Here is a 13,793-nt window from a genome sequence, read left to right as displayed (position 1 = left end):
TTTGACGCGTTTTCTTGACGCGACCCGGCCTCCGCTTCGCTTGAAAACGCGATGTCCTATTCATCCGCCTGCAGATCGGCTTCCGCCGGGGTGGCATCGACCGCGCGCGGCGGCACGATGCGAGGCGCCAGCACGCTGGCGTCTGCCTCTCCTTCATCGGCCGCGGCCGGCGACCACGGGCGGTCGATGCCTCTCGGCCTCGCCGCCTCGACGACAAAACCCTCCGGCCCCCGCCGCAGCGCCATCGCACCCTGCCGCCGCAGCCGGTCGGCATCGATGACCGACGCTGCACATGACGCGGGTGCCGGACGCAGCGTCACGATCAGCGCCGCGCGCTCGCAATCGTCCGCCAGCGCCTCGGGCTTGTAGGCCTGCGCGACGAGGCCACCGCCGGCCGATTGCATCACGCAGCCGAGATCGTCGCAGGAAACGCCCTCGGTCAACGACGCGTCCGCCGCCGCGCGCCCATCGGCGTCTGCCGCCAGCCATTGCTTGAGCAGGAACGAATCACGCGAGCCTTTGACGGCGTGCATCAGATGCAGCCTGCCGTCGCCGCCGCGCACGCCGACATGGCGGCCGTCGGCGGAGATCAGGATATCCGGCTGCGGCGTCCGCGCCGCCCACAGCGCCGCCGCCAGCACCAGCGCGGCGCCCGACCAACGCAGCGGCGTGCGCAACAGGCCGAGCAGGATGATGCCAAAACTGGCCGCGATCAGCGGGCCGATGCCGAACGCCGGCACCCGGCCGACCGCACCGGGCACGGCCGCGACCCATTGCGTCACGAAGATCATCCAGTCGATACCGATGCCCATGATCGCCCAGAACAGGCGATCGAAGCCGAACGGCATCGCGGCGAGGCCGAGCAGGCCCGCCGGCATCACGACGGCCGACACCACCGGCATCGCCGCGAGATTGGCCAGCACGCCGTAGGGCGTAATCCGGTGAAAGTGAAACGCCGCATACGGCATGGTCGCAAGCCCCGCCACCAGCGAGGCCAGCAACAGCATCGTCAGTTCGCGGCCGCCCCACAGCGCCGCACGGGCGGTGGCGGTATGATCCACCGTTGCGAACAGGCGCGGCATGCCGATCTGCACCAGCGCCACCAGGCCCAGCGTGGCGGCGAACGACATCTGAAAACTCGGATGAACCAGCGCTTCCGGCGCCGCCGTCAGCACGATCAGGGCCGCGACCGCGAGCGTGCGGAACGTGATCGCCCGGCGGTCGACCATGACGGCTATCAGAACCACCGCCGTCATGAAGAACGAGCGCTGCGTCGCGACTTCCGCGCCCGACAGCAGCAGATAGAACGCCGCGGCAACCAGCGCTGCCACCGCCGACCATTTCTTGATGGCGTAGCCGGCAGTCAGCGCGGGAAACAGCGCCAGCACCGCGCGCACCGCGAAGAACACGACGCCGGCGACGACTGCCATGTGATAGCCCGAGATCGACAGCACATGGCCAAGGCCGGAGACGAACATCGCATCGTTCACCGGCGGCGAGATGGCGTCGCGCCGCCCGGTCAGCAATGCGGTGGCAATGGCGCGCTTGTCGCCCTCCAGCGTGGTGCCGATCCGCGTGTCGATCGCATCGCGCAGGCCCTGCATCACAGCCGAATAGCCCAGGCGCCATCCGCCGCCCTCCGGCGGCGCCTTTGCCTTGATCGCGCCCATCACGAAGCCGGAGGCGCCGATGCCGGCGAAGAACATGTCGCGGCTGAAATCGTAGCTGCCCGGCCGCACCGGAGTGAGCGGCGGCAGCAGCCGCGCCTTCAGCTCGACAAAGCTGCCGACCGCCGGCGCCGTCCCCTTCTTCACCGACAGCCGAACGCGTTCGAGCTTTGTCGTGCCGCGCGCGCTTTCCATGGTGACGACGCGAAGCACGAAGCGGTCGGTGCGCTCGCGGATATCTCGGGTCTCGACAAAGCCGGTCAGCGCCACCGAAAACATCGGCCGCGCCAGCACGCCGTGGCTGATCCGCGCCGTCTTCCAGGTCGCCACCGCAAAGCCCGCTGCAGCAGCGGCGATCATCACCGCGACCGGAAAGAATTTGTGCCGCCGCAGCAGCACGGCGACCGCGCCTAGCGCGATTGCCAAAACAGCGGCCACGGACAAAACCGGCTCATGATCTGCGGCAAAGTAAAACGCAATGCCGGTCCCGAACGCCACCGGCACCCAGGGCAGCAGCCGCCCGGCACCGGCTTCTGCACGGACCCACGCCCGCAACGTTTCGATCAGCGGCGGCCAGAACGCGGGCCGCGACGGCGCAAGCCCGCCGATCGGCGCCGCGGCGCGCGGCGGCCAGGTCCCGGCATAGCCCCGCTTCCGGCCCCAAATGTCGCCCTGCTCCGCCACGCAACCACACCTACCGATACTGTGCAGGCCGCAAGACTACCGGACGTCGCACACAGGCGGGAACCAGAACGGATGCAGAAACCGGAAGAAATGCACATCGACTGGCGCTACACTTCAGAACCTCGGGAATCGGACAAAGGTCGGAGATTACATGAAGCTTGCGGCCTGGATTTCGATTGCACTGGCGATATCGGGTTTGCCGTCTGCACAGGCTGCGCCTGAGCAATGCCGCTTCATCGAGACGCGGTCCGAGCGCGAGGGGTGCTATCAGCGCCAGGAGACGGCGCGGGCCGCCCGGCAGAAGGCTCTGGAAACCCAACCGGCCGCCCAGCCAAAACCGTATGAGCCGATCACGGAGGAGGATGCCCAGCTGGCAAAAGCCATCCGGGGCATTTGCCGGGGTTGCTAGTAGATTTCGCCCGATCGCAGCCGCCGGGCGCGGGCACCAAGTGTCAGCTTCGATCTATCTGATCGGCAAAGACCTCAAAGCGGGTGTCGCCGTTGACTGCGTTGATACCCCAAGGTTGCTCGGTATCAACTACGGCAAATTCCCGTCCGTTGTCGTCGAGACCGGTGAAGACGATGTGACAACCAATCGCCCCTGACTGGGGATAGGTGCTGTCGTTGCAAAGCCCGCCCGGACTGATGACCGCGCACTTCTCCATAAACGACCAGTCTCTGCCGAATCGATCGGTGAGTTTGCATTCAACGATTCCCGGCTGTGGCTCGTCGTCCACCCATCGTACGATCAAAACTCGGATTGTAGTGGTCACACTGTCCACTCCTGGAGTATGTGGCGCGCCTACTGCTCAATTAGCGGCGTCTTCGACGAGACGTGATGGCTGACGATCTTCCATTCGCCGCCTTCACGAATGATGACCCAGGTGATCTTGACCTGCAGCGGCTCGGCATTGGCCTCGACGAGAAAGGTCGCGGTGCCCGCGACGTTGATTACGTCGGGCGCCGCGAGGATGGCCCTGACGTCGGTAAACTGCACCACTGGCGATGACCATCGCGGCAGTTCCTCGAAATAGGCCTGCACGCCGTCATTGCCGCGGTAGAGTTTCGGGTTCGAGCCGAAGAAGAACGCATTCCCTGCGTAGAGCGATGCAAGCGCGGTAGCGTCCAGTCTGCCGAACGCCGCCGCCCATCTGCCCATGATGCCGGAGACGACGTCGTCGGTCGCGCTGCGTCCGGAGGATGCCATGGTCGACGTCACCCCTTCCCGCCGACTTCCTTCGCAAAGGTGTCGCGCAGGCCGATGGTGCGGTTGAACACGGGCTTGCCCGGCGCGGAATCGCGGTCGCGCACGAAATAGCCCTGCCGTTCGAACTGCATCACCTCGTTCGAATTGTCTGCGGCCACCGACGGCTCGATCCGCGCGTCGGGCAGCACTTCCAGCGATTCCGGGTTGAGGTCGGCGGCAAAATTCGCGGCATTCGGACTCGGGTTGGCGAACAGCTGGTTATAGACGCGGATTTCCGCCGGCACGGAATCCTTCGCCGACAGCCAGTGCATAGTGGCCTTGACCTTGCGGCCGTCTGGGGCGTTGCCGCCCTTGGTAGCGGGATCGTAGGTACAGCGCAGCTCGACGACTTCGCCTGCGTCGTTCTTGATGACGCCGGTGCATTTGACGAAATAGGCGTAACGCAGCCGCACCTCGTTGCCCGGCGACAGGCGGAAGAACTTTTTCGGCGGGTTCTCCATGAAGTCGTCGCGCTCGATATAGAGCTCACGACCGAACGAGATTTTTCGCGTGCCCGCAGCCGGATCGTCGGGATGGTTGACGGCCTCAAGCTCCTCCGTCTGCCCTTCCGGATAATTTTCGATCACGACCTTCAATGGCCGCAGCACCGCCATCCGCCGCTGCGCCGTCTTGTTGAGGTGCTCGCGGATACAGAACTCCAGCATGCCGACATCGACCACGCTATTGGCCTTGGCGACGCCGATGCGCTTGACGAATTCGCGCAACGCGGCCGGCGGCACACCGCGCCGCTTCAGCCCGGCGATGGTCGGCATGCGCGGGTCGTCCCAGCCCGAAACGTGGCCTTCGCGCACGAGCTGCGTCAGCACGCGCTTGGAGAGCAGCGTATAGGTCAGGTTCAGGCGGGCGAATTCGTACTGGCGCGGCTTTGACGGCACCGGCAGTTTTTCAAGCAGCCACTCATAGAGTGGCCGGTGGTCCTCAAACTCCAACGTGCAGATCGAATGCGTGATGCCTTCGATGGCGTCCGACTGGCCGTGGGCGTAGTCGTAGCTCGGGTAGATCGACCATTTGGTGCCGGTGCGCGGGTGCGCGGCATGCAGGATGCGATACAGCACGGGATCGCGCAGGTTGATGTTGCCGCTGGTCATGTCGATCTTCGCACGCAGCACGCGCGTGCCGTTCGGGAATTCCCCGGCTTTCATGCGGCGGAACAGATCGAGGTTTTCCTCCACCGTGCGGTCGCGGAACGGCGAGTTCTTGCCGGGCTCGGTCAACGTGCCGCGGCTGACGCGGATCTCCTCCTGCGACTGGTCGTCGACATAGGCGTGGCCTTCCTTGATCAGGCCTTCCGCCCAATCGTACAGGCGCTCGAAATAGTCCGAGGCGTAATAGAGATCGGTTCCCCAGTCATAGCCGAGCCAGTGCACGTCGGCCTGGATGGAATCGATATATTCCTGCTCTTCCCTGGTCGGGTTGGTGTCGTCGAAGCGCAGATGGCACTTGCCAGCGAACTCCTGGGCGATGCCGAAATTCAGGGCGATCGACTTGGCATGCCCGATGTGCAAATAGCCGTTCGGCTCCGGCGGAAATCGGGTCACGATCCGGCTGTGCTTTTTGGAAGAGAGATCGGCCTGCACGATGTCGCGGATGAAATCGCGCCCCGCCTCTGTCGCTACCGGTTCTGTTGTCATTCCGAGTTCCTGTTAGGGATTGGCGAACCTTCTGCCAAATAAGCACCTGCGAGCCAAGCCTACTTTGCCGATGGCTAAGGCTTTAGTTATGCACCGTTCCTGATATACACCACCGCCAATTCACCTCAGATCGCCCCGGTATATGACCTCTCCCGTCGTCACACGCTTTGCCCCCTCGCCCACCGGCTTCCTCCATATCGGCGGCGCCCGCACCGCGCTCTTCAACTGGCTCTACGCCAAAAAGACCGGCGGCAAGATGCTGCTGCGGATCGAGGACACCGACCGCGAGCGCTCCACCGAGCCCGCGATTGCGGCCATTCTCGACGGGCTGAAATGGCTGGGGCTCGATTGGGACGGCGACGTCGTCTACCAGTTCAGCCGCGCCGCTCGCCACCGGGAAGTCGCCGAGCAACTCCTGGCCAGCGGCAAGGCCTATCGCTGCTACGCCACCGCGGAGGAACTGACGGCGATGCGCGAGAAGGCGCGCGCCGAAGGCCGCACACGCCTCTATGACGGGCTGTGGCGCGATCGCGATCCGGCCGAAGCGCCCGCCGGCGTCAAGCCGACCATCCGCCTGAAGGCCGAGCAGACCGGCGAGACCGTGATCGAGGACCAGGTGCAGGGCCGCGTGGTCTGGCAGAACGAGAACCTCGACGATCTCGTGCTGCTGCGCGGCGATGGCAACCCGACCTACATGCTGGCGGTCGTGGTCGACGACCACGACATGGGCGTCACGCATGTGATCCGCGGCGACGACCATCTGATCAACGCCGCGCGCCAGAAGCAGATCTATGACGCGCTGGGATGGGATATCCCGAACATGTCCCATATCCCGCTGATCCACGGGCCGGACGGCGCAAAATTGTCGAAGCGCCATGGCGCGCTGGGGGTCGAGGCCTATCGCGCCATGGGCTATCTGCCGGCGGCGCTGCGCAACTACCTGGTCCGGCTCGGCTGGAGCCATGGCGACCAGGAAATCTTTTCGACGCAGGAAATGATCGAGGCGTTCGATCTGCCCGCGATCGGGCGCTCCGCGGCGCGATTCGATTTCGCCAAGCTGGAGAACCTCAACGGCCATTACATCCGCCACGCCGACGACCGCGATCTGGTATCCCAGTTCGAGAGCGTGCTGGATTACGTCCCCGAAGGCGCCGAGCTGAAGGCAAAACTCAACGACACCACACGCGGCCAGTTGCTGCGGGCGATGCCGAGCCTGAAGGAGCGCGCCAAGACCCTGATCGAGCTGATCTCGGGCGCTTACTTCATCTTCGCCGACCGCCCGCTGCAGGTCGAGCCGAAGGCTGCCGCTTTGCTGACGCCGGAGACACGGGCGCTGATTGGCGAGCTCCGTACCGCGCTGGAAACCGTTAGCGATTGGCAGGCGGGGACCACGGAAGCCGCCATGCGGAATTTCGCCGAGCAGAACAGCCTCAAGCTCGGCGCCGTTGCGCAGCCACTCCGGGTGGCGCTGACCGGACGCACGACCTCGCCGGGTATTTTCGACGTTCTGGCGGTCCTTGGGCGGGAGGAATGCCTGGCCCGGCTGGCCGACCAGGCGGCCGGCTGACGCCTATTATTGGGGCAACTGCGACATCTTGCAGCGCACAGGGCAATAAGCTACGCCTTTGAGGTCGCTTCTTGACACCCGCCTCCCTTGCTGCCGCCGCAAAAAGGCACCACGGTCGGCACACTTTTTCGTAACGATTTCATCGGGGACCCACGATGGACGCAAAATCCAGCAACAAGACCGCAACGCTCACGGTAGGCAACAAGACCTACGATTTCCCGATCCTCAGCGGCACGGTGGGGCCGGATGTCATCGACATCGCCAAGCTCTATGCGCAGGCCGGAATGTTCACCTACGACCCCGGCTTCACCTCGACCGGCAGCTGCCAGTCGAAGATCACCTATATCGACGGCGACGCGGGAGTGCTGGAATACCGCGGCTACCCGATCGAGCAGCTCGCCGAAAAAGGCGACTTCCTGGAAACCTGCTATCTGCTGCTGTACGGGGAGCTTCCGACGCCCGCCCAGAAGCAGGATTTCGACCATCGCGTGATCCATCACACCATGGTTCACGAACAGATGGCCCGCTTCTTCCAGGGTTTCCGCCGCGACGCCCATCCGATGGCGATCATGGTCGCCGCGGTCGGCGCGCTGGCCGCGTTCTATCACGACTCCACCGACATCAACGATCCAAAGCAGCGCATGATCGCCTCGATGCGCATGATCGCGAAGGTGCCGACGCTGGCCGCGATGGCCTTCAAATACACCATCGGCCAGCCCTTCATGTATCCGAAGAACTCGCTCTCGTTTGCCGAGAACTTCCTGCACATGTGCTTCGCGGTGCCCTGCGAGGAATACAAGATCAATCCGGTGCTGGCTGACGCGCTCGACAAGATCTTCATCCTGCACGCCGACCACGAGCAGAACGCCTCGACCTCGACGGTGCGCATCGCCGGCTCGTCGGGCGCCAACCCGTTCGCCTGCATCGCCGCCGGCATCGCCTGCCTGTGGGGCCCCGCGCATGGCGGCGCCAACGAGGCTGCGCTTGCGATGCTCGCCGACATCGGCACGGTCGACAAGATTCCCGAGTTCATCAAGAAGGTGAAGGACAAGAACTCGGAAGTCCGCCTGATGGGCTTCGGCCACCGCGTCTACAAGAACTACGATCCACGCGCCAAGATCATGCAGAAGATGTGTCACGCCGTGCTGGCCGAGACCGGCCATGGCGACGACCCGATGCTGAAGGTGGCGCTGGAGCTGGAAAAGATCGCGCTGAGCGACCAGTACTTCATCGACCGCAAGCTCTACCCGAACGTCGACTTCTATTCGGGCATCACGCTGAAGGCGATGGGCTTCCCGACCTCGATGTTCACCGTGCTGTTCGCCGTCGCCCGCACCGTCGGCTGGATCAGCCAGTGGAGCGAGATGATCGAAGACCCGCAGCAGAAGATCGGCCGTCCGCGCCAGCTCTACACCGGCGTCGGCCGCCGCGACTACGTGGCGATTGACCAGCGAAAGTAAGCGGCGGTCACCTGACAAATCAAAAGGCCGGATGCGATCGTCGCATCCGGCCTTTTTCGTTTGCAGTCGTGGGGTTGGCGCGCGCAGCGCTGCCTCACCTGCAAGTCCTATCCCCGCCGCCCCTTGTACATCGTCGCCAGCACGATATCGGCGGCGCGGACGCTGGGCGGCTGGTTGCCGGTCGATAGAATCCCGTCGATCTTGCCGAACGCCTCCACCTGCTTTTGGCGCAGTTCGCCGTCGCCGAGCACCTCGCGCAGCGCAGCGGCGAGTTTTTCCGCCGTGCAATCCTCCTGCAGGAATTCGGGAATAACGTTCTCGCCGATCACGAGATTGGCCAGGATCACCGAATTCACCTTGATGGCACGGCGCAGGATCCAGGCCTCCATATTGCCGGTCCGGTAGGCCGTCACCATCGGCACGCCGGCCAATGCCAGTTCGAGCGTCACCGTGCCCGACTTGGCGAGCGCGGCGCGGGCGATGCGGAATTTGGCGCGCTTCTCCTGCTCGCCGATCACGACTTGCGGCTGCACCGGCCACGTCTTGACCGCCTCCACCACCGCTTCCTGCAGATGCGGCATGGTCGGCAGTACCAGTTCGAATGCCGTGCCCTGCTCCTGCAGCAGCGCCACCGCCTGGCCGAACACGGCCATGTGGTGACGGATCTCGCTGCGGCGGCTGCCCGGCAGCACCAGCAGCACCGGCGGCGATTCCGCCCGCCGCGCGGCCTCATCGTCGGTCGGGCGCAGCGACATCAGTTGCTCGGTCAGGGGATGGCCGACATAGCTGCAGGGCGGCCCGCGCAGTTTCTGGTAGGCCTCCGGCTCGAACGGCAGCAGCGCCAGCACATGGTCGATATATTTCAGCATCGCGCGCGCTCGTCCGGGCCGCCACGCCCACACCGTGGGCGAGACGTAATTGACGATCGGCAACTGCGGATTCTTGGCGCGAACCCGCTTCGCGACGCGGTGGGTAAAATCCGGACTGTCGATGATGACGAGAATGTCGGGTGCGGCTTCCGTCACCGCGATCGCCGTTTCCTTGATCAGCCCGAGAATTTTCGGCAGTTCCTTGACGACGGCGGCGAGCCCGATAATGGAGAGCTCCTCGATCGGGAACAGCGAATCGAGCCCTTCGCGCGCCATCGCACGGCCGCCCACGCCTTCGAATCGCACCCCGTCGCCGAGGCGCTGGCGCAGCACCTTCATCAGGTTGGCGCCGAGCCGATCGCCGGACTCCTCCGTTGCGATCAGAAATATCCGCCGCTCCATCCCGGCGATGGCACGGGACGGCGTCATGCCGGCAGGCCCTGGATGAACAGGCCGGCGCGGCCGGCCGCCTCGATCATGGCCTGTGCGTCGGCAGCGATGGTATGACCGGCAATCACGGCAATACCGGCGAGCCCCGCCCGCGCCGCGCCTTCGATGGTCTTCGCGCCCACGGCCGGCAGGTCGAAGCGCAGATCCTGGCTGCTCTTGGGCGCCTTCACCAGAACGCCGCGGCCCGCTTTGGCGCGGATACGCCCGGCCTCGCGCAGCCGCGCCACACGCGCCAGCAGCCCGTCGGTGCCCTCGATGTCCTCAACCGCCACCACGTGTCCGTCGATCACGACCACCGCCTGGCCGATGTCGAACGGGCCGAGCGCGCCGAGCACCTGCCGCCCCTTGGCGATATCGGCGACCGAGGCGGCATCGGGCGCGGCGCGCGCGATGTTTCCTTCCGGCATCAGCATGTCAGGCGCGACATCGCGGATGCCGACCATCCGAAAACCGTCCTGTTCGAGGATGCGGCCGATGCCCGACAGCAAATGATCATCGCCGCCGCGAAACGCCGCAAAGACGCGGCCGAGAACGCGGATCGTTCCCCAGTCGAGCCGGATTTCGGACAGTGCCGGGCGCTGCAGCGTGCCGATGAAGATGAGGTCGCGGCAGCCCTCGCTGCGAAACAGTTTTGTGGCGCGGCCGAGTTGCCCGACCGAGATCCAGTGATGGCGGAAGCGTTCGACGCGATCGGGATCGCAGGCGCCGCGCAGCGCAAACAGCACCGGCGCAATGCCGCGCTGGCTCAGCGACTCCGCCACCGCGAACGGCATGGCGCCGCCGCCGGCGATGACGCCGACGGGCGAGGAAAGCTCGGAGGCCGCTGAATTCATGGCTGCGGCGATCCCGTCGTCACGGCTTGCCGCCGTCGTCGGCAGGCAGACACAGCGGGCGATGCTTTCCTTTCGCGATGAAGGCGAGGATTTCGGCAATCGCCGGGTCTTCAGCGGCAAGTGGCTGCACTTCGCTCAACCGCTCGGCAAAAATGCCGGGGCCGTGAAACAGCTTCTGGTAAAACGCACGCACGGCTGCCAGCCGCGCCTTGGTGAACTGACGGCGCTTCATGCCGATGACGTTCAGCCCTTCCAGCGCGGCGTACTGGCCGTTGACCAGTCCGAACGGAATGATGTCACCGCGCACGCCGCAGACGCCGCCGACCATCACCTGCGACCCGATTCGGGTGAACTGGTGCACGGCCGACAGCCCGCCGATGAAGACGAAATCGCCGATCTCGCAATGCCCGCCGAGCGTGGCGGAGGTGGCGAAAATCGCGTTATCGCCGACCTGGCAATCATGCCCGACATGGCTGCAGTTCATGAAGTAGCCGCGCGCACCGACGCGGGTGACGCCACCGCCGGCAACCGTGCCGGCGTTCATGGTGGCGGATTCGCGGATCGTGCAGTCCGCACCGATCTCCAGCCGGGTCAGTTCGCCCTTGTAGCCCAACGATTGCGGCGCTCCGCCGAGCGAGACAAACGGATAGATCGTGCAGTTCGCGCCGATCGTGGTCTGCGCTGTGACATAGACATGCGCGATCAGTTTGCAGTTCGCGCCAATCACGACGTTGGGCCCGATGATGCAATAGGGACCGATCGTGGTCCCCTCGCCGATCACAGCGCCATCCTCAACCCGCGCGGTTGGATCGATCGTACCCATCAAGCAGCCAGCCCATCGATTTGGACGCGAATATCACGCGTTTTCGGGTGGTTAGCGCGGCATCCTGATGCTGTCCAGTGACGTATCGTTACGTCATGTTGCGATGCGCTTCGCGCCGGAGCTGCGAAGTCGTCGTCGGGCCACGGTCTTTCATGGCCCGGCCAAACCTAGCTGCCGGCGCGCGCGATCCATTCGCTGGCCTGCACGCGCCCGACCAGAACGGCCGGACCAGAGGCGCTGATCTTGTAGACAAGCGCCTCACCCTCGCGGATATCGGAAAATTCCTTACCGAAGGCATCGGCGACGTTGGTCTTGTGCGTTACCGCCAGATTGTTGACGCCGGCCTTCGGAGGCGCGTTCACCAGATCGCGCACGGCACCTCCGGCCTTGACGTTCTTGCCGTCCGGATTTGCCATCGCGGACAAACTGCCCGCGCCGCTGTCGGTCAATGCGTCGACCGGGGAAACGTCCTTGCCGCCGAGCAATTTGCCGGTTTCGACTGCGCGATTGAGCCGGCTTGTATAGACCTCGCCGATCGGCACGCCGAGCTTCTTGAGCGCGGCGCCGGTCTCACGCGCCATGTGGCGGCCTTTTTCGCTCAATTGCCGCTGCGCGCTCATGTCTTCGAACTTGAAGGGGTAGACGTCCTTCTGGCTGTCATCGGTGGCGCCGTGCCGGAACACCAGGACATAGCCGCCATCCCTCAGCGCCGCGACCAGCGCGTCGAGATCGGCTGCCCGAACGGGCGGCGACGCGACCAGCATGACGAGCAAACAAACGATGATGGATGAAAGCCTGTTCACGAACGCCTCCGTTGAAAAGCGTGACCCCGACCACCCCCGTCAGGAGACTTCCACGATCGCCCCGGCGCTGGTTCGAGTACAAGTAAGGAAACAAGAATATCAGAAAAGAGGTCGGTTGTATGACGGATAAATTCAATCCGTCAGCATCGCGCCGACATCGGCCTCGGCCACCACGCTGCCATTCACCTTGGCGTCGCCGTGGAACCACCACATCGCCTTGCGACGGCCGATCGAGCGCATGTGGTACTCGATGGTATCGCCGGGCATCACGGGTTTCCGGAACTTGCACTTGTCGATGGTGAGGAAATACACCGCGCGCGGTTTTTCGGTGCCTTCGACCGACTTGATGCCGATGACGCCGGCGGTCTGCGCCATGGCCTCGATCATCATCACACCGGGATAGACCGGCCGCTCGGGAAAATGGCCGAGGAACGGCGGCTCGTTGTAGGTGACGTTCTTGATTCCGATGCCTGAATAATCGGTCCGGATCTTGATCACCCGGTCGATTAGCAGCATCGGATAACGGTGCGGGAGCGTCTTGAGGATCTCGTTGATATCCACGAGCTCGAATCTGACCGCGGCCTCCTCCATCACTCCCGCCCCTCGCCTTTCGGATCGGCCGTGCCACGCTGCGCCAGTCGCTCCACTGCAATAATCTCCTTGAACCACTGCTTGGTCGGTTTTGCAAAGAATCCGCCCCAGCGGCCGTTGGGCGGGATGTCGTCCTTCACCCCGCTCATCGCCGTGACCTGGGCGCCGTCGCCGATCTTGAGGTGGTTATTGATGCCCACCTTGGCGCCCAGCGCAACGTTGTCACCAATCGTCAGGCTGCCCGCGAGCCCGATCTGCGCCGCGAGCAAGCAGTGCCGGCCGATGGTTACATTGTGGCCGACCTGGACCTGATTGTCGATTTTGGTGCCTTCGCCAATCACCGTATCGCGAAGGCTGCCGCGATCGATGGTGGTGCCGGCGCCGATCTCGACATGGTTCTGGATCAGCACCCGGCCGGTCTGCGGTACCTTCAGATGGCCGTCGGGACCGAAGAAGATGAAGCCATAGCCGTCCTGCCCAATGCTGCAGCCGGGGTGGATCAGCACGTTGTTGCCGATCAGGGCAAACTGGATCGCGGTGCGGGCGCCGACATTGCAGTCGCGGCCGATCTTGACGTCGGCGCCGATGATGGCGCCCGCGCCGATCACGGTGCCGGCGCCGATCTCGACGCGGGGTCCGATCACCGCCAGCGGATCGACGATAACGTCGTCCTCGAGGTGGGCCGAGGAGTCGATGATGGCGGACGGTGCGATGCCGTCATTGCCGAACCAGGATTGCGGACGAAGTGCATCGGCGTGCCATTCACGCGCCAGCTTCACGAAGGCACGAAACGGCTGTGCCGCCCGCAGCACCGCCACGTGGGCCGGCACCTGGGCCTCGAATCGCGGGCTGACAAGAACCGCGCCGGCCTTGGTCGCCTTGAGCTGGTCAGCGTATTTGAGGTTGTCGAAGAACGCCAGATGCATGGGGCCGGCTTCGTCGAGCGACGCAAGCGCCCTGATCTTCTGACCGCCGCGCGCAGGGTCGGCCAATACCACTCCCGTCAACGCGGCCAGTTCGGCCAGCGTCGTGGGGGCAGGTTGCTTGAAGAATATCGGCTGCGCCATTCCATCCGTCAAAGTCTGGCCGGCCTTCACATCAGAGCGCCGACCCCGAAAAACGGAGCCGGCCTCCTTTTGCGTCGGGCG

The 13,793-nt window shown here is 64.6% G+C and carries 13 protein-coding genes; 3 read left to right on the top strand and 10 right to left on the bottom strand.

From position 1 onward, the window contains the following. Positions 1-56: 56 nt before the first annotated feature. On the bottom strand, positions 57-2,351 hold the full coding sequence (locus QUH67_RS16770; RefSeq protein ID WP_300947763.1) for a ComEC/Rec2 family competence protein: 2,295 nt from the start codon (positions 2,349-2,351) through the stop codon (positions 57-59). A 151-nt stretch (positions 2,352-2,502) separates the two neighbouring features. Here QUH67_RS16770 and QUH67_RS16765 point away from each other — a divergent pair, with 151 nt between their 5' ends. Then, positions 2,503-2,760 carry a hypothetical protein gene (locus tag QUH67_RS16765; protein WP_300947762.1) on the top strand — a complete coding sequence of 86 codons (258 nt, stop codon included), beginning with the start codon at positions 2,503-2,505 and terminating at the stop codon, positions 2,758-2,760. A gap of 43 nt (positions 2,761-2,803) precedes the next feature. Here QUH67_RS16765 and QUH67_RS16760 read toward each other — a convergent pair whose 3' ends face one another. Genes QUH67_RS16760 through QUH67_RS16750 form a run of 3 tightly spaced genes read right to left on the bottom strand, consistent with a single transcriptional unit; the run spans position 2,804 to position 5,249 of the window. Next, a complete protein-coding gene (locus QUH67_RS16760) occupies positions 2,804-3,124 on the bottom strand; it encodes a hypothetical protein (protein ID WP_300947761.1) in 321 nt (106 codons plus the stop codon). Positions 3,125-3,153: 29 nt separating this feature from the next. Then, positions 3,154-3,558: a nuclear transport factor 2 family protein gene (locus QUH67_RS16755; RefSeq protein WP_300947760.1), complete on the bottom strand. Its 405-nt coding sequence runs from the start codon at positions 3,556-3,558 to the stop codon at positions 3,154-3,156. A gap of 8 nt (positions 3,559-3,566) precedes the next feature. Next, entirely contained in the window at positions 3,567-5,249 is a 1,683-nt protein-coding gene (locus QUH67_RS16750) for a glutamine--tRNA ligase/YqeY domain fusion protein (RefSeq protein WP_300947759.1), read from the bottom strand. Between the two features lie 142 nt (positions 5,250-5,391). Here QUH67_RS16750 and gltX point away from each other — a divergent pair, with 142 nt between their 5' ends. Continuing rightward, positions 5,392-6,816, top strand: a complete 1,425-nt coding sequence (gltX, locus tag QUH67_RS16745; protein WP_300947758.1) for a glutamate--tRNA ligase — start codon at positions 5,392-5,394, stop codon at positions 6,814-6,816. Between the two features lie 155 nt (positions 6,817-6,971). After that, a complete protein-coding gene (gene gltA / locus QUH67_RS16740) occupies positions 6,972-8,276 on the top strand; it encodes a citrate synthase (protein WP_300947757.1) in 1,305 nt (434 codons plus the stop codon). Between the two features lie 107 nt (positions 8,277-8,383). Here the strand turns inward: gltA and lpxB are convergent, their stop codons facing one another. From lpxB to lpxD, 6 genes are all read right to left on the bottom strand, one after another. After that, positions 8,384-9,574: a lipid-A-disaccharide synthase gene (gene lpxB, locus QUH67_RS16735; protein WP_300947756.1), complete on the bottom strand. Its 1,191-nt coding sequence runs from the start codon at positions 9,572-9,574 to the stop codon at positions 8,384-8,386. Beyond that, on the bottom strand, positions 9,571-10,428 hold the full coding sequence (locus QUH67_RS16730) for an LpxI family protein (RefSeq protein ID WP_300947755.1): 858 nt from the start codon (positions 10,426-10,428) through the stop codon (positions 9,571-9,573). Before QUH67_RS16730 ends, lpxB begins: the two co-directional genes overlap by 4 nt. A gap of 19 nt (positions 10,429-10,447) precedes the next feature. After that, positions 10,448-11,251, bottom strand: coding sequence for an acyl-ACP--UDP-N-acetylglucosamine O-acyltransferase (gene lpxA / locus QUH67_RS16725; RefSeq protein WP_300947754.1), 804 nt, complete (start codon positions 11,249-11,251; stop codon positions 10,448-10,450). 167 nt (positions 11,252-11,418) lie between these two features. Continuing rightward, positions 11,419-12,054 carry a histidine phosphatase family protein gene (locus QUH67_RS16720; RefSeq protein WP_320416146.1) on the bottom strand — a complete coding sequence of 212 codons (636 nt, stop codon included), beginning with the start codon at positions 12,052-12,054 and terminating at the stop codon, positions 11,419-11,421. A 132-nt stretch (positions 12,055-12,186) separates the two neighbouring features. After that, a complete protein-coding gene (gene fabZ / locus QUH67_RS16715; RefSeq protein WP_300948070.1) occupies positions 12,187-12,645 on the bottom strand; it encodes a 3-hydroxyacyl-ACP dehydratase FabZ in 459 nt (152 codons plus the stop codon). Continuing rightward, positions 12,645-13,712, bottom strand: coding sequence for a UDP-3-O-(3-hydroxymyristoyl)glucosamine N-acyltransferase (lpxD, locus tag QUH67_RS16710; protein ID WP_300947753.1), 1,068 nt, complete (start codon positions 13,710-13,712; stop codon positions 12,645-12,647). Before lpxD ends, fabZ begins: the two co-directional genes overlap by 1 nt. Positions 13,713-13,793 lie beyond the last annotated feature (81 nt).

This window comes from Bradyrhizobium roseum, assembly GCF_030413175.1.
In the GTDB taxonomy this organism is placed as follows: Bacteria; Pseudomonadota; Alphaproteobacteria; order Rhizobiales; family Xanthobacteraceae; genus Bradyrhizobium; species Bradyrhizobium roseum.
This window is presented reverse-complemented; position numbering and strand designations above follow the sequence as displayed.